The sequence below is a fragment of the Shewanella maritima genome, assembly GCF_043643735.1.
Classification (GTDB): domain Bacteria; phylum Pseudomonadota; class Gammaproteobacteria; order Enterobacterales; family Shewanellaceae; genus Shewanella; species Shewanella maritima_A.
The window spans coordinates 83,328-110,112 of the sequence record NZ_JBHZSM010000008.1 but is presented as its reverse complement, the minus strand read 5'-3'; the positions used below and the strand labels follow the sequence as shown (position 1 = coordinate 110,112).

Genomic DNA, 26,785 nt, shown 5'->3' with positions numbered 1-26,785 from the left:
GCTCGCCCCTAACACTGACCTTTATTGACGCACCGGCCTCTACTTAAGGTTTCCATCGGCGGCAATATGTTCAGCGATTGGCGTTGCTGCAATAAGGCTTTCCCACACTTCACCAAACAGTTCTTGTTCACGCCCGTTGGCCTGCTGCGCTAACGCCTCAATCTGCTGGCGCTTATCACAATAGCTTAAGGCGTTATCGTTCACGATGACCAAGGCGGCATCAAGCAGCGGCGTGGACTGCCCCTGCAGTGGATCAGCCTCGGCTCTGGCAAGCATGGCGGCGAATGCTTTATTCACGATGGCCTCCATTGGCAATTGCTTGTGCCACTAGGTTATCAAAATAATCGGCAATATCGGTATTATACGCGGCCAGGGCATCACGATTGAGCACCCAGGCAGCAAAGTGTTCCGCATGCCACTCCGCAGCGTTACTTCCACCGTAACGGGTTAGCCCTGCTATATCGGGCGCATTAGGCCCACCTGCCTTATAGTGTAGCTGATGGCCTAATTCATGTAACCAAGTGACGATAGTGCCGCCGTGGTCTTTAGCCTCTCCATAGGTTCTAACGATGTGGGACATTGAGAACTCGGACTTACCACGTTTTTGAAACTCATGAGCCAAGGGCACCAATTGGCGCAGCTCGTTAATATCTACTTTGGCCAGCTTAATGGTGGCCCCCACCTTAACCACAACATGATCGAAACCTTTAGAAGTAAAGCCTCTGGTGGTTTTGTAACCCCTGAGCGCATAAAGGTACCTTGCATGATAATGGCTAGGTTTAAGGTACCCCTTAACTGCCTGCTTAATGGCCTTCGCGCCTTTGTTATATAACCCCATTCCGGCTTGTTTAACAAATACGCTTTTGATGTCATGCGCCTTGATGAACTCAGCCAGTTTAGCCACTTGTGGTGCCGATTTGGTATCGGCCATGGCGGTTAATACTTGATTTAGGCTGTCGACGTTAACGCCATTAACGGTACTGAATGCGCTAGGTACCAAACGTTCTGGCGCGTGATAAACCACCGCCTTTTGCTTTGCAAGCTGCTGGACCTTAGCAAGATTCACCTCGCGCTGTGGGGTGTAGTCAAAACCTGGATCTATGCCTTTCGGCACTTTATGTACTTCACCTGTCACTTTGTCGAGCCATTCGCGGCTACCGTCTTCTGGCCGTTGGCTGACGCTAAGGCCACGGCGCGATCTGGGATGATGAGAAAGTCAAACGTAAGCTAGCATTCAGAACCAAGTGGCTCCGCTATAGAGGCTTGCAGCCCGAAAGCCTTAGAGTGGTATTTGCCAAAGGCGATTCGATGGAGCCAACGATCCACACCGGCGACTCTATCTTAGTAGATATCACGCAGACAACACTGACCGATGGCAGCATCTTTGTCTTACGTCTGGGTGATGAGCTATATGCCAAGCGGTTACAGAAGCATATCGATGGTAGCGTGACGATCATAAGCGACAACAAGGAATACAAAGAACAAGTTGTCTCTATTGAAGATCTGCCAATGCTCAATATTGTGGGCAAAGTCGTATGGATTGGGAAAGACGTCAAGTAATTCTCATATAGGTGGCACGGCTTCAAGCTTAGCCACCTTTTTATCATTTAGGTTTTTCAAAAGGAAACCGAGTTAAACCAGCTTTAAACTTCTCTCAAACCCGCATTAAATCTAGAAAACTCCCGCCAAGTTTTATTTGTTCTCGTTTGATCCCGTTTTTCTCATATCACTAGACCCATTACACATCTAGCGACTTCCAATCATGTTGATGCAAAAAGTTGCGTAAAAGTGCCCTAACTGTTTTAAATGAAAATCGCCTTATTCATGGCGAATAGATTCTTCAATCTCACCGAAGCAAACTGATGCAAAAAACTATATATTTTTTAATTACTTACATCAGAAACCGCTACTGCATGGCTCCTATTGCAAGGGCAATCACAAATTCTATTAGTTGTGGCGTTTATTAGCGCTTGTTTAAATAAGTATTAAGGTTAGGTATAACACTTAAGTCTGAGCCATCTTCAAAATGGAAAAAGCACTTTAATTTCTATCCCTGAAAATTGCTAGCTGATGAATTTTCCATCAATTTAATTACTTATATGATAATTTTTTGATTGAGTAATTACTCATTTTTATTTAATTTAGTGTTGTAGAATAATTAATCAAGGAGGAGATCGTGAGATTATTGGTGACTTTAGTATTACTCTTACTGTCGTACTCGAGCTACGGTGCAGATGAGCGATACGTCAATAATATTCAGCCACAATACTTTGATGAAGAAGTTAATCGTTTAAAAACGGCTGATGCGAGCATAGATTACAACGCAGAAAAAGATGAATTTACCATCTACTTCTATGAAGGTATGTATGTGGTGGGCTTAAGGTTATCTCGCTCTGCAGCTGACTCATTAATTGCAATGATTGATAAGTATGAATCGTGGAATAAAAAAGCCACCGTTAAAGCTGTGACTCTCGATAAAGAAATTGCCAAAGTACATACTGGCTATACTTTTTGGCGCTTAGGCAATAGTCCGTGGCGTGTTGGGCGCTCGGTTGATTTAAGTCTGCACTTTTATTCTCAGTCAGCCAAACATCACCAATTAGTATTCGTTATCCCTAAGCTACAAAGTATTGATAATCAGTACATCAACTATCATCCCAAAGAACCGCATTTTGATTTAGAGCAAGCCATTTCATTACGGGATTATTTTGATAGAGATAACGTGATTGCCTTTGTTCGACAAAAGCAGAAACAAGCGGATATTGATGCTGAATTTAATTAATACCAATTAGCACAAGTATGTAATTATTCTTACTGGTTAAAATCGCTTATAACCTTGTTATAAACTTTGAAGTTAGCACAACTAGCTAACTGCAATACCAGCCTTGTTATAAGCGATTTATCCTACGCTATCTCTGATCAATTATTTACCCCAATTGGTATAACTCTCACCATTAGAAACAGATTTTAGACACAAAAAAGCTCAAGCATTGCTTGAGCTTTTTTGATTTATCATCAATCAATTAGAATGGCATTTTCATACCTGGTGGTAATTGCATACCGCCGGTCACTTCAGCCATTTTCTCTTTTTGATTCTCTTCGATTCGACGTGCGGCATCATTACACGCTGCAGCAATCAAATCTTCAAGCATTTCTTTGTCGTCTTCCATTAGGCTTGGGTCAATCTCAACCTTACGCACATTATGGGCACCATTCATGGTGACTTTTACAAGACCAGCACCGGCTTCGCCAGTCATTTCTGTGCGGGCAATTTCTTCCTGCATTTTGGCCATTTTGTCTTGCATCATTTGGGCTTGTTTCATTAAGTTGCCCATGCCGCCTTTTCCAAACATAATATTTTCTCTTTAATCTAAGGTTGTCAGCAAGCTGCTAATTGACTGCCATCTTACTGAAATATTCATGAATGGCAATCCTATGATAAGTAAATTGAGATGAAGGTTTGATCATCTTTTACTTATTTAGCCATTCACTGTAAATCTATTCACACGATATTTATTCGCTATGCTCACTTGAGTCGTCGTTAGCGTTACTTGCTGGTAATCGAGCAGCAATTTGCGTCAATTGTTCAGTTGGATAAAGCACTGAATCTTGATCAAGTTCAGCCCCAAGACTTTGTATCATCCACTGAACCTTAGAGTCATTTAACAAAGAATGCGTCGCTTGTGTGGTTAATTCCTGATGGAAACGTTTTCTCAACTCCAACGGTGTTTCACGTTGATCAACACTACCGACCTCAATCTCAACGGTAGTCGATTCTGCAAAGTATTCTGTCAATGCCGCTTCGAGTTGTTCAATCGCAACAGGTGCAGCTAAATGCTTTTGATTAGGTTTTAATGTCAGCTTAATGGGCGATTGCAGGCTATGGTTCACCGAGTTGACCCCAAGTTGACGCACCCTGCCACCGACCTTAATTTCACTCATGACACGATACCACTGTAAATCTTGTTGCTCACCCGTAACCTGATGCCCCGTAGTCGAAAGCTGCTGTAAGCTCACTTGAGCTGGTGTGACTTGAGCTGGTGTGACTTGAGCTGGTGTATCGGTCGTTGTCACTGAAACATCAGTTAATTTGGGCTCATCATTGTTTTGAGTCACCTTAACATCAGCCAGTTCACCTGCAGGTGCGGGTTCCCAAGGAGGTCTATCATCGGTGTGAGTTTGAGTTGACTGAGGATTATCAATACCTGATTCTTTAGTCGCAGCTTTATCACTAATACTTGCTTGTGAAGCGATGCGTTGACTATCAACAGTTGCAGCACTTACATCATCATTCGAACTGGTCGACAGATTTGCGTCTAAACAACCTGAAACTGAGCCATCTATATTTGAGGTTAAGTTGACAACTTCAGGTTTAGCAATCGGTTTTTTTATCTCGACAGATTTACTACTTGCCGCTTTTTTTTCAGCTTCTTCTTTTGCATGGTGAGAATCAATGTCCGCAATGAGCAACTCATTACTGGCGAGCACAGCATCAAGTACGTCATCTAAATCAAGGTCATCTTCTGCTGCAATGGCGTTATCAGTTTTTAGTGATGCGCTTGGATCATTACTAGTAAGTTGCGAGGTTGATTCTATGGACATAGGTAAGTCTTGAGAAGCCGCTTGCTGCTCAAATTGAGCATCATAGTAATCCCCATCTTGCGACTGCTCGCTTGCCTGCGACATCGCCATATAAAAATCGTCCATTGATGCGGCACTATCTGAGTCACCTTGCGCAGTATCAACCGGCATGTCCTGACTTAAAGCAGTGTTACTTTCTGAAACGGTTTCCTGCCCTTTTCTGGGCTTAAGGTTGGAGCTGGATGCAGAATCAGTATTGGACTCAAGTTTAGCGCTTGGCACGCTTTCAGTTTTGCAGCTTTCATCATCAATGGGAGTTTGAACGCTTTGCTGAGCATCATTCTCGGTACTGGTCTGAGTGCTGGTCTCTGGTGATGTTTCTATTTGTGTTGCTGTTGGTTTATTATCAAGTTCAACTTGTGCAGGTACTGGCTTTTGCAGTTCTTGGTAGCCCATCGAACTGGCTTGAGAAAGTAAAATGGCTTGCTCAGCATTAAGCGCCTCAAGCTCCGAGGTCGTTTCAGCTTCTGCATTGGCATTATTTGAACTAGCGTCATTTGAATTGGCGTGAGTTAAATTAGCATTAGTATCAGAAGACGTATTTAGATCGGTACCTGTACTCCCGCCAACTTTTACGTCAGCATTGTCGAGCTTTTTACTCTCTAAATCAGGTTTTTCCAGCGCTTCAGTTTGCACATGCTCATTGGGCTTTGGGCCAGTCTCAATGACCTCTTGCTGCTGAGTTAAATCGAGTTTCGCTGGGTGTTCAACAGCCCAGCGTTGCGTTGGCTTTTCTGGTACGAATGCCACCGCTCGCAATAAAGCCATTTCCAGACCAGACTTAGGATCAGGTGCATAAGCTAGATCTTTACGACCACTGAGCAGCAGTTGATAGTAAAGTTGAATTTGTTCAGCTGGAATCGCTTTGGCGAAAGCGACAATCTGTTCACTAAACAGAGATTGCTGCGCTGCTGCGGGAGCAAACTGAGTTAATGTGATTTGATGCAGCAGTTCTAACAGACTACGAAGCACTTCATCGGCGTCAGCACCGAATGAAAGCACTTTGGCAATGTGTTCCATCAAAGGTTTGACTTTTGCATCACACAGGGCTTGAAGCAGTGCAATGACTTGATGCTGGTCAATACTGCCTAGCATGGTTTGCACTTGTTCAAGGTTGACTTGACCACTGCTAAAAGCAATGGCTTGATCTGTTAAGCTTAACGCGTCACGCATACTGCCATTCGCCGCTTTGGCTAATAATTGTAGCGCTTGTGTCTCAAATGGCAGTTGCTCTTGCGTTAATACATATTCAAGCTGATCACTGATTTGTTGTTGCGATAAGCTTTTCAGATTGAACTGTAAACACCGAGATAATACCGTTACAGGTAACTTTTGCGGATCAGTTGTTGCTAGTAGAAACTTCACATGCTCAGGCGGTTCTTCAAGGGTTTTTAACAACGCATTGAAACTGCTTCGAGAAAGCATGTGTACTTCGTCAATCAAATACACCTTATAACGACCACGTGAGGGACGATATTGCACGTTATCAAGCAATTCACGGGTATCATCGACCTTGGTACGTGATGCTGCATCCACCTCAATAAGGTCAACAAAACGTCCCTGTGCAATTTCTACACAACTCGCACACTGGCCACATGGCGTAGCAGTGACACCTTGTTCACAATTCAGACCTTTAGCAAATAAACGTGCAAGACTGGTTTTACCGACACCGCGAGTACCGGTAAACAGATAGGCATGGTGTAATCGTTGTTGAGATAACGCATTGGTTAACGCAAGAAGAACATGAGACTGACCAACCATTTGTTCAAATTTGGCTGGGCGCCACTTGCGCGCTAACACCTGATAAGACATGTATTTCCCCGAACTAAATACAACAGAAGATATTCCTGTAATTTAGCTCAAACAATAACATGCAAACACATTGCAATCTATTGTTTAGGAATTATTAGCTGACTTTATCGACACAGAAAAACCGTCTTAAAGCCAGCTAAAAAGGCGATTACTCGCCTTCGAATTCACATAAGCTAAGTAACTCTAACCCTAGAGATTCTAGACGTTTTTCACCACCGATTTCAGGTAATGAAATAACAAAAGCGGCATGCTCAACTTGACCACCCAGACGGCGAATAAGCTTTACCGTTGCTTCAATTGTGCCACCAGTGGCAAGTAAGTCGTCTATCACAAGTACTTTGTCATCAGCATTGATAGCATCAGTATGGATTTCCAAAGTATCCATGCCATATTCTAACTCGTAAGTTTCGCCAATCACTTCACGGGGTAGTTTGCCAGGTTTGCGCACGGGTACAAAACCAATGCCTAGCTCCAACGCCAATGGCGCACCAAATAAAAAGCCTCTGGCTTCTGTACCAACAATTTTAGTAAAACCTTTTGATTGATAATGGGCGACTAATAACGCGATAGTTGCTTTATAGGCTTCAGCATTTTCAAGCAAGCTAGTGACATCACGAAACATGATGCCAGGCTTTGGGTAGTCAGGAATGGTTTTGATGCTGTTTTTAATCAGCGCTAAACTGTGCTTGTTAATCATAGTCACACTCTTTTTGAAAAATATTCGGCATTACGCGCAATAAAAAGTCCACATACTTTGGTGGACTGCGTACATTAGATGGGTTTGATCATATTCGCGTTTAGAAAGGGTTGCAATAGCGTTAAATTGACCTACGCCTCATTCTTCCAATTCAGGAATGCTTTTCAAAAAGAGTAACAAGCCACATAACAAGCAGAGCAACAACACCTTAACCCATAACAAGGGCACAATGGCAATACTAAAAGCGAAGCTCAAGATTGTCATAAACATCCCTTTTCGCTTCAACGACTTTGACATCGCCCTTTTTTGTTGCCAATTTGTCAGTGCTTCTGAAAACCAAGGGTGCGTCATTAACCAGCTGTATAGGCGATCGCTTGAGCGGGCAAAACAGTAAGCTGAAAGCAAAATAAACGGCACTGTTGGCAACAAGGGAACCACAATTCCCGTCATTCCCAGTGCTAAGCTACATAAGCCGACAATCAGAAAAAAACCACGCTTTAATACCATTATGCACCCATAAAAAAACCACTCAGCAATTGAGTGGTTTAGAAAACTGTTCAATTTCAGGTTTATTTTACCCTAAATTAGTCATTAAATTAACCCTGAAAACTTTAACCAAGATAAACTTGCTGGCAAAGTTGGCAACAATAAAACAAGAATAAAACCAATAAAATAGAGAAAGTTAAATGGATCTTTAAAAGGCTGGCTCATAGCAATTCCTATAGGGCGTTTGATATTTTTTGCAACTAACTGAATTAGGGGTAATCAAAGTTACAAAAATTTGTGACACACATCACAAGCGGCGACATTCTATACATAACCTTAAGGAATAAAAACCATAAAATTTATCAGTGTTTAATGCTACACAAACAGGGAGTTGTTAATTCATTGACTAGCGCGTGACCAAAATCCCCTTTTCTGCTAACTGACTCAGTAATTGTATGCAGCCAGATTGTAAAACATCCATTGTCATTTGCGGGTAAAGCTCGCAAAGCCACTGACTCAGCGTTTCATAATCAGCCCCATTATCTGCACAGCTATCAATATAAGCCATCACTTGGGCACTGAGTGGGTTGAGTTGTAAAAATGCAACCTCTTCTTGTTCATCACGATATACGCAGAAAAACTGTGGCTGCTCTGGTGGTTCAACCGGTTGATAATCGACACTGATATGCTGCACATCAAATTGATACTGTGCCACTTTTGCAGCAGATGAAATATACAATTTGTTGTTAGTAACACCTATTGATGCCAGTGACTTTTCAGTGTCAGGTTGTTTTGCAATGGCTACCAGTAGCTCCAAATGTTCATAGTGTGCCAATTCCAGCATGAACACGGGATCGGTATCGCTAGGTTGATACTGCTGCTGTAAAAATTGTAAAAACTCACCAGCAATTTCAATAAAGATAGGGGTTTGGCAATGGTGCTGTTCAAAAAACTTTTGTACCAGTCGTTGCCAATCATCATCGCTATAGAGTGACTTCAACACAGGAAATGCATTAGAAACAAAACCATCAATATTATTGAAAAATAATTCCCGGTAAATTCTCATCCTGCGCGGCTCAATACCTTCAGGTAACGGATTTTGAGGGTTTTTAATGTAATCCATGAAAATCTGCTGTTGGACAATAAAATCTTTTTCAAGTGTCATAACGTCACCTCCTGCTCACGAGTAGCTGATTTTGACTCGAATGCTTGACGCTGAAAGTAATGAATTTTATCGATTTCTTCTAACAATATTTCCGTTTTAGGGATGTTAAAATCCCTTTCTAACAAGGTTGGATGAACACCATGAAGTTGATAACAGCGCTGTAATAATTGCCAAACGGGGTCAATAACATCAGCACCATGGGTGTCGACACGTAAATCATGGGCTTCTTCATAATGACCGGCAATATGCAGATACGCGATTCTTTCACTCGGCATCGCGGCTAAAAATGCATCGGCATCATATTGATGATTAATACTATTGACGTAAATGTTATTCACATCTAAAAGCAGCTTGCAGTCAGCCTCAGTGAGCACGGCATTCACAAAGCTCTGTTCTGACATTTCTGAACCTGGTGCGGCATAAAAAGATACATTTTCTAGAATAAATGGACGTTCTAAAATGTCTTCAACTTGATTTATCCGCTGAGCAACATGCTTAACAGCTTCTTCGGTAAAAGGGATTGGCATCAAGTCATACATATGACCCTGTCCAGAGCAATAACTTAGGTGTTCTGAATAAATATCTATATTGTGCTCATCGAGAAATTGTTTAACATTTCTGACAAACTCAAGATCCAGCTTTTCAGGTCCACCTATCGATAACGATAACCCATGGCAGAAAAATGTGTGTTGTTCAGTGAGTTGTTTAAATTGACGGCCAAATTTTCCGCCTAACGTCATCCAGTTTTCTGGCGCAACCTCAAAGAACTCTATTGCATTGGGCACCGATTGACAAAATTCATCTAACATTTCTCTTCGCAGACCTAAACCAACACTAGGTTGGGTACGAGTAGTTTCATAGGACAACATCTGCACTCCTTTACGGGTAAACGGTAGCTAGTAACACGACAAATCAAAGTCTAAAACACACTTAAACTTTAATTCTAATTTGCCCTAGTTAGCAAATAAAAAGGCCTGCAAAACAGGCCTTAATTTTACATGAGAATGTATACAATCATCATGTTAGTGTGAAGACAGGGTTAGTTAGCAACCTTACTTGCTACCACCACACTTTCCTTCGCCACACTTACCTTCTTTGCTGGCTTTCTTATCACCGCCACACTTACCTTCACCACATTTACCTTCTTTCATGGCTTTTTTGTCACCGCCGCACTTACCTTCGCCACATTTACCTTCTTTCATGGCTTTTTTGTCACCGCCGCATTTACCTTCGCCACATTTACCTTCTTTCATGGCTTTTTTGTCGGCGCCGCACTTACCTTCACCGCATTTACCTTCGCCACACTTCCCTTCTTTGCTGGCTTTCTTACTGGCTTTTTTGTCAGCACCGCATTTGCCTTCACCGCACTTTCCTTCACCACATTTACCTTCACCACCATCAAGCTGGTAACCTGACGTTAATTGTTCAAAACCAAATGGGTTAGCTTGAGCGTCTGTAGCAAGACCAGCACTCATTACAACCGCACCTAAAGCAACAGCAACTGTAGTTTGTTTGATTGAGCTCATAATATTCTTCCTTTCATATCAATTTGTAATGGGTGGTCAACTCACTTTGCGCTGACTTGTCTAAATAGACCTGTACGGCGTAACTTTTATTTCAAAAAAGTTGAAAAAGTTAATCCAGATCATGTTTTACAAGTTAATAGGCTGTTAGAGACTGTGCAAGTTTATTTGTACATTAAATTCGCAAAATAAGCTTATCAATTTGATTTTCAAGCCAAATATATCCATTGTGAATAAATACTCACTGATAATGATGAATGCCACTGGTATCAATAAATAAAACCGCTAAAATAGCGCCCCTTACTCTATTAACTGTTATTTAGGTATCTACGTGCGCGTTATTTTGGCTCCAATGGAAGGTGTGGTAGATGATCACATGCGTGATCTTCTTTCTGCTATTAATCCATATGATCTTGTTGTGACTGAGTTCGTGCGCGTCGTTGGGCAACTATTGCCTGATAAAGTGTTTTATAAATTGTGCCCAGAGCTACATAACGATGGATTTACGCCATCTGGCACCCCAGTTCGAGTTCAGCTACTCGGGCAAGAACCACAATGTATGGCTGAAAATGCCCAAAAGGCGATTGAACTTGGATCTCATGGTGTTGATGCCAACTTTGGTTGCCCAGCCAAAATGGTCAACCGTAGTAAAGGCGGTGCCGTATTATTGCAATATCCAGATACTATTCATGACATTGTTAAGGCAATGCGACAGGCAGTGCCACAAACGCAACCTGTCACAGCTAAAATTCGACTAGGCTTTGAAGACAAGAGCCTTTTTATGGAAAATGCGCTCGCGATATATGAAGCTGGCGCGACCGAACTTGCTGTACATGCTCGCAGTAAAGTAGATGGTTATAAGCCACCGGCATATTGGGAATATATTGCTGAAATCAAACAGGCTATACCGATACCTGTAATTGCAAATGGTGAAATCTGGAATAGTGCAGACGCTAAACGCTGCATTGAAGTAACAGGAACAACTGATATCATGGTCGGCCGAGGTGCGATTGCCATGCCAAACCTAGCTGAAACCATTAAACACGATACTCAACCTTATCAATGGCAACAGGTATTAGCCTTATTACAACAGTTTACAGATAAAGAGTTGCAAGGCCGTAAAGCCTGTTACTTCCCTTCACGAATTAAACAATGGTTTAGTTACCTTAATAAGCAATATCCTGAAGCAGACACCCTGTTTAGACAAATCAGAACATTGAAAACAACAGAAGAGATAACACAAGCACTTAAACAAGCTCAGTGTTAACTCACAATACCTCGTGCTAAAGCTTTAGTATTAATATCAATAAAAGGTGATATTTATTCACTTATATGGCAGAGAATTGATCTTTGTCATAGCAGTTCTAGCTGATAAAAATATGATGGCTGATACGACTCGACAGTTATACCGGCAGAGGGGCCATTTGTGAACGAGCAAAATATCAAACAAACATTGATTCAACTTGAGATAGGTTTTCGTATTGAGTTAACAGCTCAACTACAGACACCACTCATAGCACAACAAAAATCAATGATTGATATCAATGCACCACTGAATGAGTTAATTGAGCAACTGTCCAAAACCCACATGCTTGATAGCGCAATTTTCGACAAGTTCGTCCAATTAGATGCGGCCCTTTGTCAATTAGAACTTGGCCTTTATGGTATTTGCTCAGATTGTGAAATGGAAATTGAACCAGAACGCTTATTAATCAACCCCACAGAGCAGCGTTGTGCAAATTGCGCCGAAAAATATAATGCCGAACATCGACATGAACTTCGATTGAGCCACTAACCTTCCCGCAATTACCGTTTCGAAATACAAGCGAATTCAGATTACCTTCTCAGAAAGCTTGACCTTCCCCTAATTCGATCACCCCCGATAACAGACATAGTCATTCTATTTAAAATGACTTATTTCATCTTCCATATAGCTAATTAAGTCAATAAAGTAAAGAATCCACCTTCTGAAGAAGGTGGCTTTCATTCAGCCCCCTAAAAGGGGGCGTTTCAGTTATTTTGTAGCCTCAGTAGCATCTATGAGTAATGATATTTAAAGCCGTTGAAAACATGGATGTTTTCGTCGAGCCCACAGGGATGTGCTTGCTGCGTGCTTTAAATATCATTGCATAGCTGAATCAACCTCAAGCTGGCATGCCATACAAACAAAGATACAGGCAAACCCTAATTGATGATAACCACCTACTGAAGTAGGTGGTTTAGGGCTGAAAACGAAAAAAGCCTCCGCGAACGGAGGCTTTGGGTCATCTAGGGAGAGATGAACTATGTGTTATTTACACTTAGAACTTTTGGTTTAAACGTAGGTAGAAAGTACGACCTAATACGTCATAAAGACCAGTGTTCACATCACGGTAACCTGCAAAGTTGTACCAAGTTGGTGCTTCTTTATCGAACAAGTTGTTTACACCGACTGTGATAGTACCATTCCAATCGTGGGTATAACCTACTTGGAAGTTATGCTTGAAGTAATCAGGCGTATCAGTGATGTAGCTATAACCTAGGTCACGCCAGTATTGGCCTGACTGGCTACCGATATAAACTGTTGTCCAAGCGGCATTGAAGTCATTGTAGTACCATGCTGCAGCTAAGTTACCACGCCATTGTGGGTAATCTTGCAACCCTGCGTTATCGACAACTTCAGACTCAGCATTTGCTTGCTCTTCAAACTTAAGAACGTGGCTCATATCAACTTTGAAGTTAAAGTCACCATAATTAGTTTCTAAGTTATAAGATGTGGCGAAATCAAAACCATTGGTTTTAACTGATGACATATTGATGTAACCACTTTCGATGTACTCAATCTTGCCATCTGCACCACGGTGAACGAATTCACTGCCACCGTTGAGGTTTTCTTCACGAATAACATCATCCGCACTTACTGCTTCAATCTTGTTGTCATATGTGATGTCGTAGTAAGAAAGTTCAACACTCCAAGCATCAGTCACATTCCATACAGCACCAAGCGTTAAAGAGTTACCTTCTTCAGCTTCTAGATTCGGGTTACCACCGAACCAAGTTTTGTGCTGGTTACCAGTAGCACAGTAATTTTCATCTGTGTTTGATTCACACCATACCGAGTCATAAGCACGTTCGAAACTTAATGATTGAGACGAGAACATTTCGCCCATATTTGGAGCGCGGAACGAATCACCATAGCTTGCACGAACAAGTAGAGAATCAACTGGACGCCAGCTCACACCTAACTTAGGCACAACTGCATCAAATGTAGAAGAGTTTACAACCTGACCTTCTGCACCTGTTAATGTACCTTCTTGGTCATAACGCTCATAACGAACAGCTAATGACACATCAAAGTTTGCTGGCAGACCCATTTGGATTTCGGTATATGCCGCTGTACGGTCACGAGTTGCATCAACATCATCACCACCTGAACCACCTGAAATAATACCTGCAGCAGATTCTGGATCAGACGTTTGCTTGAAGTTAATCATTTCATATTCAGCACCCACTAGCATTGCTAATGAGAAGTTATCACTTTCCATTAGTAAGGTTGATGCCAAACCGTCAATCTGTGTGCTGTCAAATTTACCTTGATATACACCAGTGTGGTTTGCTGCGCTATACAGTGCAGTCATCTGCTGATCCCACTCAGCATAGCTCATGCCACTGGTGTTAAATACATCGTAGTTACCAGTGTCAAGTTCACTTTGAATGATGTTGTCATTGATTAGGTTATAGTTGAACGAGTTAGTTGTAGAACCTGAGTACTGTGCATTTAACTCCCAATCAATACCATTACCTACATCAGAGAAACCAACGAAGCCACCTAAGATGTCATAGTTGTTAGTTTCAGTTAACGTATCACGCTCACCGATTTGAACAGAACGCATGTAAAGCGTCATGTCTTTACCCGTTGGGTTATATTGGTTGTCTGCTCTCAACACTGGGTAGTTAGTTGAAACCGGCGTACCTGCATAACGAGTATGAGTTTCGCTCAAAGATGCTGAACCACGGCCACGGAACTGAATATCATCTGTAATTTCATAGTTGAAGTTGGTCATGAACGAGTTACGGGTCATGTCACCAAATAGCTTAGTTACTTCACCGTAGCTATAGAAACAACGGCCATTATTTTCGCCGTCTGTTCCATTCGATACATTTTCAGTTTCTTCACACATTTCTGAATTTGAATAGAAGGCATAAATTGCTTTGCCATCTTCATCTACTTCACCTGTGTCGTAGTAGCCATTTGGTACTGAACTGAATGAGCTATAGTCACCATAAGTAGGATCATCCATATTCCAGATATCACGGTCCATCACTGCTTTAGTATCATAATACTCGTAAGTAAAGGTGACATTACCGCTGTCAGTGTTAAAGCCAGTAGCGATAGAGAAGCGTGTTGCATCACCACCTTCAACAGATGGTTGCTCAGTACTATAATCAAACTGTAAGCCTTCAAATTCTTTTTTGGTGATAATGTTAATTACACCGGCTACCGCGTCAGAGCCATAAACAGCTGAAGCACCGTCGCGTAGAATTTCAATACGTTCAACAATTGCAATTGGGATTTGAGAAGTATCAGCTGTCGCACCAGAGCTTGAGCTAGTACCAGGCATACGACGACCATCAAGCAATACTAGCGTTGCTTGAGAACCTAGACCACGCATGTTAATAGAACTAGTTGCACTCGCTCCAGAGCCATAACCAGACATACCACGCCATGAACCAAATGCGTTAATTGATGAATTATTCAAAACATCAGCAACTGTTTTCTCACCAGTAAGCGCGATATCCGCTGCACTTAAAACTGTCACTGGAGAAGATGTTTCCATATCAACTTGCTTAATACGTGAACCAGTTACTTCAATTCTTTCTACTTTTTGCTCTTCCTCAGCAAACGTTACACCAGAAAAAGCAACTGAGGTTGCTGCTGCGGCTAGCAAACTGCGACGAATCGCCTTAGCCGTTAAGGATACAGAACTCATATTTTTATCTCCCTTAATACGTTAAAAATAATAACGCTATGTTTTTTATTGTTTTAATGGTTAAGGACTCGTTAACCACTTGTCATCGATACTGTTAAATAGCCGTAATCCGGTCAACGAACTAAGTGAGATAAATCAACAAATGAAAACACTTGATACACTTGTCTGAAAATTGATACGCAATACCGGCACCACACACCTACTCCTTGTGGACCTTACGCATAAATAAACAAGTTGATAACAAACTCAATGCATCGCAACAAGCTGTTACATAGGTATTTAAAAAGTTAACATCGCCTATAAATTCAAAAAAAATGAATAAATACATTTTGATACTAGATACAGAAAAAGAAGGGTTAAGGCTAATGCTCTTGTTGAAGGGGGCTGTTAATGGGTATGTTGATGGTAATGAATTATGTAAGTCGGGTAGACACGCGGGGCATAAATTTAGAGCATTAAAAAAGGAGCCGAAGCTCCTTTTTTAATCTAAAGCAGAGATTAGCGAGTGCGTGGGCACAGCTCTTCAGCGCTAAAGAAATATGCAATTTCACGCTCTGCAGATGCTACAGCATCAGAACCGTGTACTGCGTTCTCATCGATGCTGTTAGCAAAATCAGCACGTAGAGTACCGCGAGCAGCTTCAGCAGGGTTAGTAGCACCCATGATTTCACGGTTAGCTAGAACGGCATTTTCACCTTCTAGACATTGAACCATGATTGGACCTGAAGTCATGAACTCAACAAGTGCACCGAAGAAAGGACGCTCGCTGTGCTCAGCGTAGAAGCCTTCAGCTTGCTCTTTAGATAGGTGTACCATTTTTGAAGCAATGATCTTAAGACCCGCTGATTCAAAACGACTATAGATTGCACCGATGTGGTTTTTAGCAACTGCATCTGGTTTGATGATAGAAAATGTGCGTTCGATCGCCATGACTAGCTTCCTTATGTGAGCAAGTTATTTAATTTCGCGCGGATTATACGTAATAAATACCAAACTGCATAGGGTTAAAACCGACGGAGTTTGAAATTACGTGAGTCTGATCTGAAATAGTGAGCAATAACCTACTTTAGCGTTAACTAATTTCATAGGTAACTCGATTAGACCTGAGATTGCAGATAGCTGAGTATCATCTGATTTAACTCCGTAACAAAATCATCTATTGCAATTGGGCATGCTGTTGCAGGCGTAAGTGTCGGATACAATATTTGATCAAGTAAACCATTAACTAACATATACACCGCCATATTAGCCGCGCGCTGCCTTTTATCTAACGCCACTGTGTCAGGCATCTGCTGTACAACTAATTGCGCAATACGCCCATAAGCGTGATTCCTATCCAAGCTTGGATTACTAAACATAGTGTCAGGATGTAATCTCGCATTGAGATGAATTGTTCTGAACACACTTTTACGTGGTAATAAGAAATCCGCTGTCTGCTGACATAACACACTCACTTGCTGTGATAAATCCTCACAAGGTGTATTTTCTAACAATTCGACAAACTGGGCCAACTCCTGACCGAAGTCATCGTATAACAAAGGCAGCAAGGCCTCTTTATTTTCAAAACGACGATAAAATGTGCCAACTGAAACTTCAGCGCCTTCAGCTAGCTCTTTGATGCTAATGTGCTCAAAGTATTTTGTTTCTAACGCTTGCTGTAAAGCGTTTAAAAATTTCTCATGGGTGCGTTGGCTACGTTGTTGTTTAGGCGTTAAATCGACAGCTGACATGCAAATTCCGTGATAGTGACAAACACGTATTCACTTTATCACAATGCATCGACTAAGTAACAAGCATGACTTGTTAAACCTACAATAAATTGCCAAAAAAAAAGCGGACTGAAAAACAGTCCACAAACATCCAAAGCCACTGATACATGGCGCTTATTGTTATTATATATTAGGGCCTGTTGATCTTTGCTGATTAGAATTTGTTCGAATTAAAAGCACTTTAATCGAGGCGTGAGTTATGTCGTTTAGTCGTCTGAACAAATGGCTCGCAACGCAGAAGAAAGTACTTTTAAACGAACCTTACAGGCAGCACTTGTTGTCATTTCTACTGCGTTAACGACTTATCATGTGGAATAACCACACATCAAAGTCGCTGCCTTGTATAAATTTCCAACAAGTCGCTGCAAAAATAATCGTGAAAGTTCAACAGGCCCTAATGCAATCCCACCACAGCTTTGTTGTCGGCAATGATAGATTGGGTGTCATAACCAATACCTTGTTTAAACACATAAGGCATATGCTGAATAGCACTAATATCGGTTGATAAGTCGCCGTCAATTAATACCACGTCAGCACGCTTACCTACCTCAATAGAACCGATTTGTTGGTCTCTTTCTAGATATTTAGCACCATTTAATGTGGCAATTTCGATCGCTTGTTCAGCGGTAAAGCCTGCCTCATGTAACAGTTCAATCATGCGTTGGTTAGAAAAGCCTGCTACGACACCGCCATAACCTGTTGGATCCGTTCCTGCCATCAATAAACCACCAGCTTCCACAAATTTACGTTCTAATTGCATCATTTTTTTAAACACAATTGGCCATGTAGCTTGTTCATCATCTTGTTGTGAAATCTTCAACCAGCGCTGTTCATACTGCTCCCTCACTTGAAGAATTAAAGCCTCCAGTGCTAATGGGTAGGCTTTGGGGCGACCTTTGGTAAAGGTTTCATAAACAGTTAAAGTAGAGGTAAGTGCAACACCTTTGTCGACTAGAAAAGCGATCAGGTCATCTACTTGCTTGGAATTGATATCCAAATCAACCAATGATTGATGGCCTGCTTTGCCCGGACACACGTCTTTTTGTTTATCTTGAACAAAATCGGTAGCCGCAAAAAAGCCGTGTTCTAAATTATCAATACCTAACTCGGCAGCTTCGCGATAAGTAATTGAGCATAAATGTGCAGTCACCTTATGATCACGTTTATGGGCTTCATCAATCACCGCCTCAAGCTCATTGGTGCGTATTTGCATATAGGCTTTATAGGATGTTACGCCTTCTGAAATCCAGTAGCTCATCATGGCTCTGGCATTTTCTTCATCTCGCAGCGCTTTTAACTTAACTATCGGTAAACCAGGGCCATTGAGATACGGAGCAGTAACTTCCATATCCGGGCCAATTGTTTGATTGGCTAATATGGCATCACGAACATTCAAATCACCATAGGGAGATGTGGTGCCTGCTGTACGAACCGTAGTAGCCCCGCCAGCAAGATAAAGTTTGGGAAAACTATGGAGCATTTCTGTGTAATGAGCATTACCTGTGGGATAAAACATGTGCTCATGCATCATCACCAAACCCGGAATTAGCGTTTTGCCCTGCCCGTCAATCACCGTAAAGTTATCTAGGTTTGTCACCTCTTTACTCGAAGCAATCTTGGTAATGACACCCTCTTGCATTAACACGGTTTGCTGCCGACTGACTTTAGCGCCAGTACCATCAATCAGATTGACATTTGTGATGGCAATATTAGGTTGCGAATAGGCGATATATGGCGACACATTAGCTGATAAATTCTGCTTACTCGGAGTGACCCTAACAGGATGATTGTTTGCTGACTGAGATTTATCCACCTTTTTAGTCATGCTGACAGCATCTGTATTATCCAGTTTATGGTCAGAGTGTGCCAATGCGATATTGATTGTTGGTAATGTAATAGCACACAAACAGGCCGTAGATAATGTGATTGCTTTTAACTGTGATTTCATTTTTCTGCTCATCATGTTTCACCTTGTATCATGATGGTAATCACAAACAACACAAATGTAAATATGAATTCACATAATGTGTGTTTAGCGTGTATAAGTAAAAAATCCACCTTCTGAAGAAGGTGGCTTTCATTCAGCCCCCTAAAAGGGGGCGTTTCAGTTATTTTGTAGCCTCAGTAGCATCTATGAGTAATGATATTTAAAGCCGTTGAAAACATGGATGTTTTCGTCGAGCCCACAGGGATGTGCTTGCTGCGTGCTTTAAATATCATTGCATAGCTGAATCAACCTCAAGCTGGCATGCCATACAAACAAAGATACAGGCAAATCCTAATTGATGATAACCACCTACTGAAGTAGGTGGTTTAGGGCTGAAAACAAAAACCTCTGCGTTATGCAGAGGTTTTATTTTGAAGATTCATTCGACCTTAAAAAATTAACTGTTCGAATACCCCAATATGCTTTACTTTGCAGCTATACACTCAATTTCAATTTTGGCATCAAGTGCTAAACCACTTACTGCAAAGGTACTTCGAGCAGGATAAGGGGCTGTAAACATTGTTTTATACACTTCATTAAATTCGGAAAAGTCTTTAATATCAGCCAGCATTACTGTGCACTTCACAACATCTGATAACGTATAACCCATGCGCTGTAATGAATCTTCAATATTTAGCAGCGTTTGTTTAGTTTCAGCGCCAACACCACCTTTGGCTAATGATTTCGTTAAAGGGTCAAAACCAAGTTGCCCTGAAAGATACATGGTATTGCCGACTTTAACAGCCTCAGAAAAAGGGTAAGCACTTTGCCCTTTACTATTGATAAACTCAACCTCGTCAGTCGCTGACACTGAAAGTGATATAGGAGCAGCTAACATAAGTGCAAAAGCCCATTTGGGAATAGATCTTATTATGTATGTCATTTAAACCTCATGTTATATAACCAAGCTTGGGATTAGACACCAAAGCGCCACCATAAATAGAACACACTGAAGGCGGTTAATATAAATAAGCAACCCAGCGTATAAAGCTTGAAAATGCCTTGTGGTTTATGATTATCTTCAACATCACTTCCCATCATCACTTTGTAATTCAGCCAGGCGTACAATGGCGCACTGACAAATGAAACCGTGGTCACAAAGTCCAATAAACCTTTGATATTGGCGCTGTGGGCACTGATAATCCACCAGCTACCAAATGACAATATCATCAGAGTGATAATGTAGGCTTGACGACTATATTTGTGCACTACAGCTTCTGACTTTTCAGCGAATAAGATGGCTGCAGCACGTTTCCATACTTGCGAAAAACCATCGGCAACGGCAAAGGTTGTCGAAAACAAGGCAACAAAAGTCACGACAGCCATCAGCATCCAGCTCCAACTGCCTAACGCCTCGCTATAAAGACCAACAAGCTGACCTGCAAATGCAGCAGCCGAAGACGCCAGCTCTGTGCCAGAGCCAAACAGTAATAAAGCCCCCAACCACATAAAGACGATAGCGAGAATAAAACTCGTGGCATAACCGACGTTGAAATCTAGCTTGGCATTTTTTGATGTTTCGACACCGCTTTTTTGCCCTTTAGACAATACCCATAAAGAGTGCCATACAGAGATTTCTATTGCAGTTGGCATCCAGCCGATGAGAGCGACAATAAATGCAATGCTCGCTGCTGAAGTTAAATTTATTACCGGTGCAGCCCCCGACGGTGAAAAGCCTAATCGCCCTATTGCTGCGAACCAAGCAATAACACTACACATAGCAAAAATAAGCATCAACCACTTAAGCAGAGTGTTTAGCAGTTTATAGTGGCCAACAATTAATACCGCACCCACGACCATTAAAATAAACAATGCCCATTGAGACAAATTCAATACATCACCAAATAAGTTCATTGCTAATGCGGCTGTCACAATCGTGACACCAGACTGAACAAAGAACATGGTGATAAATGTGAGCACTAGAAAAAGGACAAATGCCCAGCGGCCAATGGAATGATAACCATCAAGCAAACTTTTACCGGTTAATCCGGCATATTGTGGGCCAAATAAAAAGAAAGGATATTTAATCACATGGGCAAGAATGATAAAGCCAATTAATGCAAAGCCAAAATCAGCACCTGCACGAGTTGCTTGCACAATGTGCGATACACCAATACTAGTGGCTGCCCAAACGATACCAGGGCCAAGGATTGCAAAAACACGACTTAATGACATTAGCGCCTCAATGCGAATGTGAGTTCACATTAAGTTAATTCAAATGTTAAATAATTGCAACATTTAGGGAGGTATTAATGATTAGAAAGAGGATTGTAGATACTGCTGATAAACCAAAGTTATCATATTCTCACTTAAGAAAAGAGCAGCTAAAAGCTGCTCTTTATAAATACCGACGTACTCTAGCCTTCACTAACCATGTTAATCGTGTACTTTGGAATATCAATAACAAGATCACATTCAACCACTTTAGCCTGACAAGATAAACGGCTTTCTGGCTCTAATCCCCATGCTTTATCAAGCATGTCATCTTCTAATTCATCACTTTCTTCAAGTTCATCAAAGCCTTCACGTACAACACAGTGGCATGTTGTACAAGCGCATGATTTCTCACATGCATGCTCAATGTGAATACCATTGCGCAGTGCAACGTCTAAAATAGTTTCGCCCACTTCTGCTTCTAATACTGCACCATCTGGGCATAATTCTTCGTGGGGTAGAAATACTAACTGTGGCATCGTTTCACCTATATGTTCTCTACAGACTGACCTGTAAGCGCAGCCTTGATTGAATTATCCATGCGTCTTGACGCAAAATCTTGTGTTTGTTCATCTAATGCTGAAATTGCTGCTTCAATGGCATCGGCATCATCGCCTTTGGCCGTTTCAGCAAGTGCTAGGATGGCTTCATCAAGCTTAACGCGAGCTTGCTGAGTTAATAACTCACCATCTTTTGCTAAAGCCGCAGTCAGTGATTCAATCACACGAGCAGCTTCGACTTTCTGCTCTGTTAACATACGACGGCTAATATCTTCTTTAGCATGCTTCATTGAGTCTTTCAGCATAGTGGCTATTTCACTGTCTGATAAACCAAATGATGGCTTCACTTGAATACTCGTTTGTACACCTGTGGATTTCTCCATTGCAGTTACACTAAGCAAGCCATCAGCATCTACTTGGAATGTAACACGAATATGTGCTGCACCCGCTGCCAGTGGCGGAATGCCTTTCAGGGTAAATCGAGCCAATGAACGGCAATCGTCAACTAACTCACGCTCCCCTTGCACTACATGGAAAGCCATCGCGGTTTGACCATCTTTAAATGTAGTAAACTCTTGTGCACGGGCAACCGGGATAGTGGTATTGCGGGTCACGACTTTCTCAACCAAACCGCCCATGGTTTCAATGCCTAACGACAGCGGTAAAACATCCAATAAAAGTAGGTCAGAATCAGGCTTATTACCGGCTAAGATATCAGCTTGGATTGCCGCACCAATTGCCACGACTCTATCTGGATCAATTGAAGTTAATGGTGGTTTTTTGAAAAAATCAGCCACTTTTTCACGTACTAATGGCACACGTGTAGAGCCACCGACCATGACAGTTGCAAGTACTTCATCGGCACTAACACCTGCATCTCTGAGCGTACGGCGGCAACTGCTAATTGTTTTCTTGACTAGAACTGTAACCAATTCATCAAATTGTGCTTTAGTGACCTGGCATTGCAATTGGTTATCTTCAAACTCAACGCTGGCAGTCACTGTATCATTGTCTGTAAGAGCTTCTTTAACACGTCTTGCTTCAATTAATAACTGTCGCGACAATTGTGCACTTAATACATCAAAACCAAACTGATGCTGGAGGTGTTCCTGTAAAATATAATCAAAGTCATCGCCACCTAACGCAGAATCGCCACCGGTTGCCAGTACTTCAAATACACCACGGTTTAGACGTAGAACCGAGATATCAAACGTGCCACCACCTAAGTCGTAAATGGCAATCACGCCTTCTTGTTTAGTATCTAAACCATAGGCAATGGCTGCTGCAGTAGGTTCATTCAACAGGCGTAACACTTTCACACCGAGTAATTCAGCTGCATCTTTTGTGCCTTGACGCTGTGCGTCATCAAAATACGCCGGCACAGTAATTACCGCACCTTGTAAATCACCGCCTAATGTTGTCTCAGCGCGTTCAATTAATGGACGTAAAATTTCGGCAGAAACCTGTACAGGGTTAACTTTACCTTGGGCAGTAACAAATAGCGGCAAGCCATTTTCACTGGCTTCTAATTGATAAGTATGTTGCTGCTGTTTGCTTTGCACATCTGCTAAGCTGCGTCCCATAAAACGCTTTACTGAGACGATAGTATTCGCAGGATCTTTTGCAGATACTTGCTCAGCATCATAGCCGACAGTAATAGCATCATTGCCATAATGAACTACTGAAGGAATTGAGTGACGTTGCTGTTCGTCAGCAAGCGTTGTCGCTTCACCGCTTCTGACTGAAGCAACTAAAGAGTTTGTTGTACCTAAATCGATACCTACAGCTAAGCGGTGTTGATGTGGAGCAGCGCTTTGGCCGGGTTCTGCAATTTGCAACAGTGCCATAATCTTCCAACTTTAATCATTCATCTATGTGCAAGCTCTCTTTGAGTTGCACTTAATCGAGTAGCTTATCTTCTATACGAGATAGCTCATCTTGTAATTTTGCCATAAACTTTAACTTGCGTATTTGATCTGCTGCTAACAAATCATCCTGCTCATTTGTCTTTAGTAATAATTCAGCAAGGAGTGTGAACAGGCGCTTTTCAAAGTCAGCAAAAGAGTCATATAGCTCATCAATCAAGTCTTGTGGCTCGTCACTATGGTTGATGTCTTCTATTGCTTCTCGCCATTCCATTTGCTGCATCAAGAAACTCGTGTCTTTTACAGTGGTGGTTTCATGGCTGAGATCAAGGCCGCGCAAACTCAACATATGTTCAGCTCGGCGTAATGGGGCTTTTAAAGTTTGATATCCATCATTGATTTGTGCAGTACGTTGCACAGAAAGCAACTTTTGCTGCTCAGAGTCATGAGCGAACTTATCAGGATGAACCGCCCTTTGCAGTTCGCGGTAGCGTTCTGCAAGTAAGGCGGTATCGATATCAAAGGCAGGCGTAAAGTGGAACAGTTCAAAATAGTTCATGGGCAGTTATCGCACAGCTTTATATCAGTAAATGGGGACGATTATACGGTGAAACTCTCACCACAACCACACTCACCTTTTGCATTCGGGTTATTGAACTGGAAGCCTTCATTGAGGCCTTCTTTAACAAAGTCCAGCTCAATACCTTGTAAGTAAATGAAACTTTTAGCATCAATAATGATGTTCACACCATCAATAGTGTAAAGCTCATCATCATCGTTAAGATCATCTACAAACTCTAATACGTAAGCCATACCCGAACATCCAGATGTTCTAAGCCCAAGGCGCAATCCAAGCCCCTTACCACGATTAGCGAGAAACGATTTTACTCTGTCCGTCGCCGCTGGGGTCATTGTAATAGCCATGTGTACTCCAGATATTACTTATCTTGTTTAGTTTTGTACTCATCAATCGCTGCTTTAATGGCATCTTCAGCCAAAATCGAGCAATGGATTTTTACTGGTGGTAATGCCAGCTCTTCTGCAATATCAGCATTTTTAATCGCTGCAGCTTCTTCAACAGATTTGCCTTTCACCCACTCAGTAACTAAAGAGCTAGATGCAATTGCGCTACCACAACCATAGGTTTTGAATTTAGCATCTTCGATAATGCCGGCATCATCAATTTTAAGTTGTAGTTTCATTACGTCACCACAAGCGGGTGCGCCTACCATACCTGTCACTACTGATGGGTCATCTTTTTCAAAAGAACCTACGTTACGTGGGTTTTCATAATGGTCGATTACTTTTTCGCTATAAGCCATGATACTGCTCCAAAATCTGTTCGTTTAACGTTAACAATGCCTAAGGTGAGAGGTGACTCTACCTAGTGGTGAGTCCACTGTACTTTCTCAAGGTCAATACCATCTTTGAACATTTCCCAAAGAGGTGACATTGCGCGTAATTTATCAATAGAATCTGTAATTGTTTTAATTGCGTGATCTATTTCTTCGTCTGTAGTGAAACGTCCGATAGAGAAACGGATTGAGCTATGGGCCATTTCATCGTTTAAACCGAGTGCACGTAGAACGTAACTTGGTTCAAGGCTTGCTGAAGTACATGCTGAACCTGATGATACGGCTAAATCTTTAAGTGCCATCATCAAAGACTCACCTTCAACAAAATTAAAGCTGACATTGAAGATACCGCAGTAACGTTGCTCCATATCACCATTGATATAGGTTTCTTCAATGTGTTTGATACCTGCCCATAATTTTTCGCGTAGGCGTAAAATACGTGCGTTATCAGTTTCCATGTCCTGCTTAGCGACTGCCGCAGCTTCACCAAAACCGACAATTTGGTGAGTGGCCAAAGTACCACTGCGCATACCGCGCTCATGTCCACCGCCGTGCATTTGCGACTCAAGACGGATACGAGGCTTACGGCGAACGTAAAGCGCGCCAATACCTTTAGGTCCATACATTTTATGACCAGAGATTGAAATGAGATCAACCTTCATGGTTTTCACATCCAATGGCAGTTTACCTGCGCTTTGAGCTGCATCCATATGGAAGTAAATGCCTTTACTGCGGCATAACTCGCCAATGGCTTCAATGTCTTGAATTACACCAATTTCATTGTTCACATGCATGATGCTGACTAGGATAGTATCGTCACGTAACGCGTCTTCAATACGAGATAATGGAATGATGCCGTTTGCGTCTGGCTCTAGGTAAGTCACCTCATAACCTTCACGCTCTAATTGGCGGCAAGTATCAAGCGTTGCTTTATGCTCAGTCTTGCTAGTAATAATGTGCTTGCCTTTCTTGTGATAAAAATGCGCAATACCCTTAATCGCTAAATTGCTCGACTCAGTCGCTCCTGAGGTAAACACGATTTCACGCGGATCAGCATTAATCAACTCAGCAATTTGGTTACGTGCAACATCAACAGCTTCTTCTGCCTGCCAACCGTAACGATGTGAACGCGATGCGGGGTTACCAAACACACCGTCCATTGTCATATGTTGCACCATTTTTTCTGCAACACGTGGATCTACAGGGGTTGTTGCTGCGTAATCAAGATAGATAGGAAGCTTCATTTCACACTCCGTACTTAGTCACCAAAGTCTGGCTCTAAACAACGTACATAAAAATAATTATTGTATTAAACACATCGCGTTAGATAGTCGCTCTGTGCTCCTTTTGTAATTCATCTTGCTTAACTGAGATAAATTGCACGTCTCGTTTTTGCATTAAGCCAGCAAGCGAAATACCATCTAAAAATTCTGAAATCTGTTTACTTAGGTCACCCCAAAGAGAGTGAGTTAAACAGCGGCTGCCACTTTGACAATTACCTTGTCCTTGGCAGCGAGTTGCATCTACGGACTCATCAACTGCATGTACGACCATGCCTACCGAGATGTCTTGTGGTTCTAATCCAAGGCGGTATCCTCCACCTGGACCGCGAACACTCGCGACTAAACCTTGTTTTCTTAATTTGGCAAAGAGTTGTTCTAGGTAAGACAAAGAAATACCTTGTCTCTCAGAAATGTCGGCCAAGGGAACTGGACCCATTGATGAATGAATTGCAACATCTAGCATTGCAGTCACTGCGTAGCGACCTTTTGATGTGAGTTTCATAAACGTTGTACTGCTC

26 protein-coding genes are annotated in these 26,785 nt (G+C 41.9%); 4 read left to right on the top strand and 22 right to left on the bottom strand.

Going from position 1 to position 26,785, the window contains the following annotated elements:
- Window positions 1-39: 39 nt before the first annotated feature.
- The gene (locus ACHUGF_RS10600) at window positions 40-297 is read right to left on the bottom strand and encodes a hypothetical protein (RefSeq protein ID WP_394131031.1); all 258 of its coding nucleotides are present in this window, start codon (window positions 295-297) and stop codon (window positions 40-42) included.
- Window positions 290-1,135, bottom strand: a complete 846-nt coding sequence (locus ACHUGF_RS10595) for a hypothetical protein (RefSeq protein ID WP_394131030.1) — start codon at window positions 1,133-1,135, stop codon at window positions 290-292. The genes ACHUGF_RS10600 and ACHUGF_RS10595 overlap by 8 nt, the downstream gene beginning before the upstream one ends.
- A 62-nt stretch (window positions 1,136-1,197) precedes the next feature.
- Here ACHUGF_RS10595 and ACHUGF_RS10590 point away from each other — a divergent pair, with 62 nt between their 5' ends.
- Together ACHUGF_RS10590 and ACHUGF_RS10585 are read left to right on the top strand one after the other, a co-directional pair.
- Window positions 1,198-1,560 (top strand): S24 family peptidase, encoded by a 363-nt coding sequence (locus tag ACHUGF_RS10590; RefSeq protein WP_394131123.1) that lies wholly within the window; start codon window positions 1,198-1,200, stop codon window positions 1,558-1,560.
- A gap of 616 nt (window positions 1,561-2,176) precedes the next feature.
- The gene (locus ACHUGF_RS10585) at window positions 2,177-2,782 is read left to right on the top strand and encodes a hypothetical protein (protein ID WP_394131029.1); all 606 of its coding nucleotides are present in this window, start codon (window positions 2,177-2,179) and stop codon (window positions 2,780-2,782) included.
- A 241-nt stretch (window positions 2,783-3,023) separates the two neighbouring features.
- On the opposite strand, the gene ACHUGF_RS10580 is transcribed toward ACHUGF_RS10585, so the two are convergent.
- From ACHUGF_RS10580 to ACHUGF_RS10550, 7 genes are all read right to left on the bottom strand, one after another.
- Window positions 3,024-3,353 (bottom strand): YbaB/EbfC family nucleoid-associated protein, encoded by a 330-nt coding sequence (locus tag ACHUGF_RS10580; RefSeq protein WP_394131028.1) that lies wholly within the window; start codon window positions 3,351-3,353, stop codon window positions 3,024-3,026.
- Window positions 3,354-3,513: 160 nt separating this feature from the next.
- Window positions 3,514-6,453, bottom strand: coding sequence for a DNA polymerase III subunit gamma/tau (gene dnaX / locus ACHUGF_RS10575; RefSeq protein ID WP_394131026.1), 2,940 nt, complete (start codon window positions 6,451-6,453; stop codon window positions 3,514-3,516).
- A gap of 148 nt (window positions 6,454-6,601) precedes the next feature.
- Window positions 6,602-7,150, bottom strand: coding sequence for an adenine phosphoribosyltransferase (apt, locus tag ACHUGF_RS10570; protein ID WP_394131024.1), 549 nt, complete (start codon window positions 7,148-7,150; stop codon window positions 6,602-6,604).
- 138 nt (window positions 7,151-7,288) lie between these two features.
- A complete protein-coding gene (locus ACHUGF_RS10565) occupies window positions 7,289-7,657 on the bottom strand; it encodes a YbaN family protein (RefSeq protein WP_394131022.1) in 369 nt (122 codons plus the stop codon).
- A gap of 385 nt (window positions 7,658-8,042) precedes the next feature.
- On the bottom strand, window positions 8,043-8,801 hold the full coding sequence (locus ACHUGF_RS10560; RefSeq protein WP_394131021.1) for an HvfC family RiPP maturation protein: 759 nt from the start codon (window positions 8,799-8,801) through the stop codon (window positions 8,043-8,045).
- Complete coding sequence (locus ACHUGF_RS10555) at window positions 8,798-9,670, bottom strand: HvfB family MNIO-type RiPP peptide maturase (protein ID WP_394131019.1); 873 nt, start codon at window positions 9,668-9,670, stop codon at window positions 8,798-8,800. Before ACHUGF_RS10555 ends, ACHUGF_RS10560 begins: the two co-directional genes overlap by 4 nt.
- Window positions 9,671-9,853: 183 nt before the next feature.
- Window positions 9,854-10,327, bottom strand: coding sequence for an HvfA family oxazolone/thioamide-modified RiPP metallophore (locus ACHUGF_RS10550; RefSeq protein ID WP_394131017.1), 474 nt, complete (start codon window positions 10,325-10,327; stop codon window positions 9,854-9,856).
- 328 nt (window positions 10,328-10,655) lie between these two features.
- Here ACHUGF_RS10550 and ACHUGF_RS10545 point away from each other — a divergent pair, with 328 nt between their 5' ends.
- Entirely contained in the window at window positions 10,656-11,591 is a 936-nt protein-coding gene (locus ACHUGF_RS10545) for a tRNA-dihydrouridine synthase (RefSeq protein ID WP_394131015.1), read from the top strand.
- Window positions 11,592-11,750: 159 nt separating this feature from the next.
- On the top strand, window positions 11,751-12,119 hold the full coding sequence (locus ACHUGF_RS10540; RefSeq protein WP_394131014.1) for a TraR/DksA family transcriptional regulator: 369 nt from the start codon (window positions 11,751-11,753) through the stop codon (window positions 12,117-12,119).
- A gap of 505 nt (window positions 12,120-12,624) precedes the next feature.
- On the opposite strand, the gene ACHUGF_RS10535 is transcribed toward ACHUGF_RS10540, so the two are convergent.
- From ACHUGF_RS10535 to iscR, 13 genes are all read right to left on the bottom strand, one after another.
- Entirely contained in the window at window positions 12,625-15,294 is a 2,670-nt protein-coding gene (locus ACHUGF_RS10535; protein WP_394131012.1) for a TonB-dependent receptor, read from the bottom strand.
- A 498-nt stretch (window positions 15,295-15,792) separates the two neighbouring features.
- Complete coding sequence (gene ndk / locus ACHUGF_RS10530; protein ID WP_394131010.1) at window positions 15,793-16,224, bottom strand: nucleoside-diphosphate kinase; 432 nt, start codon at window positions 16,222-16,224, stop codon at window positions 15,793-15,795.
- Window positions 16,225-16,391: 167 nt separating this feature from the next.
- A complete protein-coding gene (locus ACHUGF_RS10525) occupies window positions 16,392-17,024 on the bottom strand; it encodes a TetR/AcrR family transcriptional regulator (RefSeq protein ID WP_394131008.1) in 633 nt (210 codons plus the stop codon).
- Between the two features lie 433 nt (window positions 17,025-17,457).
- Window positions 17,458-19,026, bottom strand: a complete 1,569-nt coding sequence (locus tag ACHUGF_RS10520) for an amidohydrolase family protein (RefSeq protein ID WP_394131006.1) — start codon at window positions 19,024-19,026, stop codon at window positions 17,458-17,460.
- A gap of 448 nt (window positions 19,027-19,474) precedes the next feature.
- Complete coding sequence (locus tag ACHUGF_RS10515; protein ID WP_394131004.1) at window positions 19,475-19,888, bottom strand: RidA family protein; 414 nt, start codon at window positions 19,886-19,888, stop codon at window positions 19,475-19,477.
- A gap of 77 nt (window positions 19,889-19,965) precedes the next feature.
- Entirely contained in the window at window positions 19,966-21,225 is a 1,260-nt protein-coding gene (locus ACHUGF_RS10510) for an NRAMP family divalent metal transporter (RefSeq protein ID WP_394131003.1), read from the bottom strand.
- A gap of 182 nt (window positions 21,226-21,407) precedes the next feature.
- Window positions 21,408-21,743 (bottom strand): ISC system 2Fe-2S type ferredoxin, encoded by a 336-nt coding sequence (gene fdx, locus ACHUGF_RS10505; protein ID WP_394131002.1) that lies wholly within the window; start codon window positions 21,741-21,743, stop codon window positions 21,408-21,410.
- Between the two features lie 8 nt (window positions 21,744-21,751).
- Window positions 21,752-23,611: a Fe-S protein assembly chaperone HscA gene (gene hscA / locus ACHUGF_RS10500; protein WP_394131001.1), complete on the bottom strand. Its 1,860-nt coding sequence runs from the start codon at window positions 23,609-23,611 to the stop codon at window positions 21,752-21,754.
- A gap of 52 nt (window positions 23,612-23,663) precedes the next feature.
- Window positions 23,664-24,188, bottom strand: a complete 525-nt coding sequence (gene hscB, locus ACHUGF_RS10495) for a co-chaperone HscB (protein ID WP_394130999.1) — start codon at window positions 24,186-24,188, stop codon at window positions 23,664-23,666.
- Between the two features lie 41 nt (window positions 24,189-24,229).
- Window positions 24,230-24,553: an iron-sulfur cluster assembly protein IscA gene (gene iscA / locus ACHUGF_RS10490; protein WP_394130997.1), complete on the bottom strand. Its 324-nt coding sequence runs from the start codon at window positions 24,551-24,553 to the stop codon at window positions 24,230-24,232.
- Between the two features lie 14 nt (window positions 24,554-24,567).
- The gene (gene iscU, locus ACHUGF_RS10485; RefSeq protein ID WP_394130995.1) at window positions 24,568-24,951 is read right to left on the bottom strand and encodes a Fe-S cluster assembly scaffold IscU; all 384 of its coding nucleotides are present in this window, start codon (window positions 24,949-24,951) and stop codon (window positions 24,568-24,570) included.
- A 62-nt stretch (window positions 24,952-25,013) separates the two neighbouring features.
- Window positions 25,014-26,228: an IscS subfamily cysteine desulfurase gene (locus ACHUGF_RS10480; RefSeq protein ID WP_394130993.1), complete on the bottom strand. Its 1,215-nt coding sequence runs from the start codon at window positions 26,226-26,228 to the stop codon at window positions 25,014-25,016.
- Window positions 26,229-26,307: 79 nt separating this feature from the next.
- Entirely contained in the window at window positions 26,308-26,769 is a 462-nt protein-coding gene (gene iscR / locus ACHUGF_RS10475) for a Fe-S cluster assembly transcriptional regulator IscR (RefSeq protein ID WP_394130992.1), read from the bottom strand.
- Window positions 26,770-26,785 lie beyond the last annotated feature (16 nt).

Bases quoted from the DNA above. Each gene is read 5' to 3' on its own strand.
- ACHUGF_RS10480 (WP_394130993.1), bottom strand. From the start codon at position 26,228: ATGAAGCTTCCTATCTATCTTGATTACGCAGCAACAACCCCTGTAGAT.
- ACHUGF_RS10550 (WP_394131017.1), bottom strand. From the start codon at position 10,327: ATGAGCTCAATCAAACAAACTACAGTTGCTGTTGCTTTAGGTGCGGTT.
- ACHUGF_RS10565 (WP_394131022.1), bottom strand. From the start codon at position 7,657: ATGGTATTAAAGCGTGGTTTTTTTCTGATTGTCGGCTTATGTAGCTTA.
- fdx (WP_394131002.1), bottom strand. From the start codon at position 21,743: ATGCCACAGTTAGTATTTCTACCCCACGAAGAATTATGCCCAGATGGT.
- iscA (WP_394130997.1), bottom strand. From the start codon at position 24,553: ATGGCTATTACAATGACCCCAGCGGCGACGGACAGAGTAAAATCGTTT.
- ACHUGF_RS10515 (WP_394131004.1), bottom strand. From the start codon at position 19,888: ATGTTAGCTGCTCCTATATCACTTTCAGTGTCAGCGACTGACGAGGTT.
- dnaX (WP_394131026.1), bottom strand. From the start codon at position 6,453: ATGTCTTATCAGGTGTTAGCGCGCAAGTGGCGCCCAGCCAAATTTGAA.
- ACHUGF_RS10580 (WP_394131028.1), bottom strand. From the start codon at position 3,353: ATGTTTGGAAAAGGCGGCATGGGCAACTTAATGAAACAAGCCCAAATG.
- hscA (WP_394131001.1), bottom strand. From the start codon at position 23,611: ATGGCACTGTTGCAAATTGCAGAACCCGGCCAAAGCGCTGCTCCACAT.
- apt (WP_394131024.1), bottom strand. From the start codon at position 7,150: ATGATTAACAAGCACAGTTTAGCGCTGATTAAAAACAGCATCAAAACC.
- ACHUGF_RS10520 (WP_394131006.1), bottom strand. From the start codon at position 19,026: ATGATGAGCAGAAAAATGAAATCACAGTTAAAAGCAATCACATTATCT.
- ACHUGF_RS10525 (WP_394131008.1), bottom strand. From the start codon at position 17,024: ATGTCAGCTGTCGATTTAACGCCTAAACAACAACGTAGCCAACGCACC.
- iscR (WP_394130992.1), bottom strand. From the start codon at position 26,769: ATGAAACTCACATCAAAAGGTCGCTACGCAGTGACTGCAATGCTAGAT.
- hscB (WP_394130999.1), bottom strand. From the start codon at position 24,188: ATGAACTATTTTGAACTGTTCCACTTTACGCCTGCCTTTGATATCGAT.
- ACHUGF_RS10560 (WP_394131021.1), bottom strand. From the start codon at position 8,801: ATGACACTTGAAAAAGATTTTATTGTCCAACAGCAGATTTTCATGGAT.
- iscU (WP_394130995.1), bottom strand. From the start codon at position 24,951: ATGGCTTATAGCGAAAAAGTAATCGACCATTATGAAAACCCACGTAAC.
- ACHUGF_RS10510 (WP_394131003.1), bottom strand. From the start codon at position 21,225: ATGTCATTAAGTCGTGTTTTTGCAATCCTTGGCCCTGGTATCGTTTGG.
- ndk (WP_394131010.1), bottom strand. From the start codon at position 16,224: ATGGCGATCGAACGCACATTTTCTATCATCAAACCAGATGCAGTTGCT.
- ACHUGF_RS10535 (WP_394131012.1), bottom strand. From the start codon at position 15,294: ATGAGTTCTGTATCCTTAACGGCTAAGGCGATTCGTCGCAGTTTGCTA.
- ACHUGF_RS10555 (WP_394131019.1), bottom strand. From the start codon at position 9,670: ATGTTGTCCTATGAAACTACTCGTACCCAACCTAGTGTTGGTTTAGGT.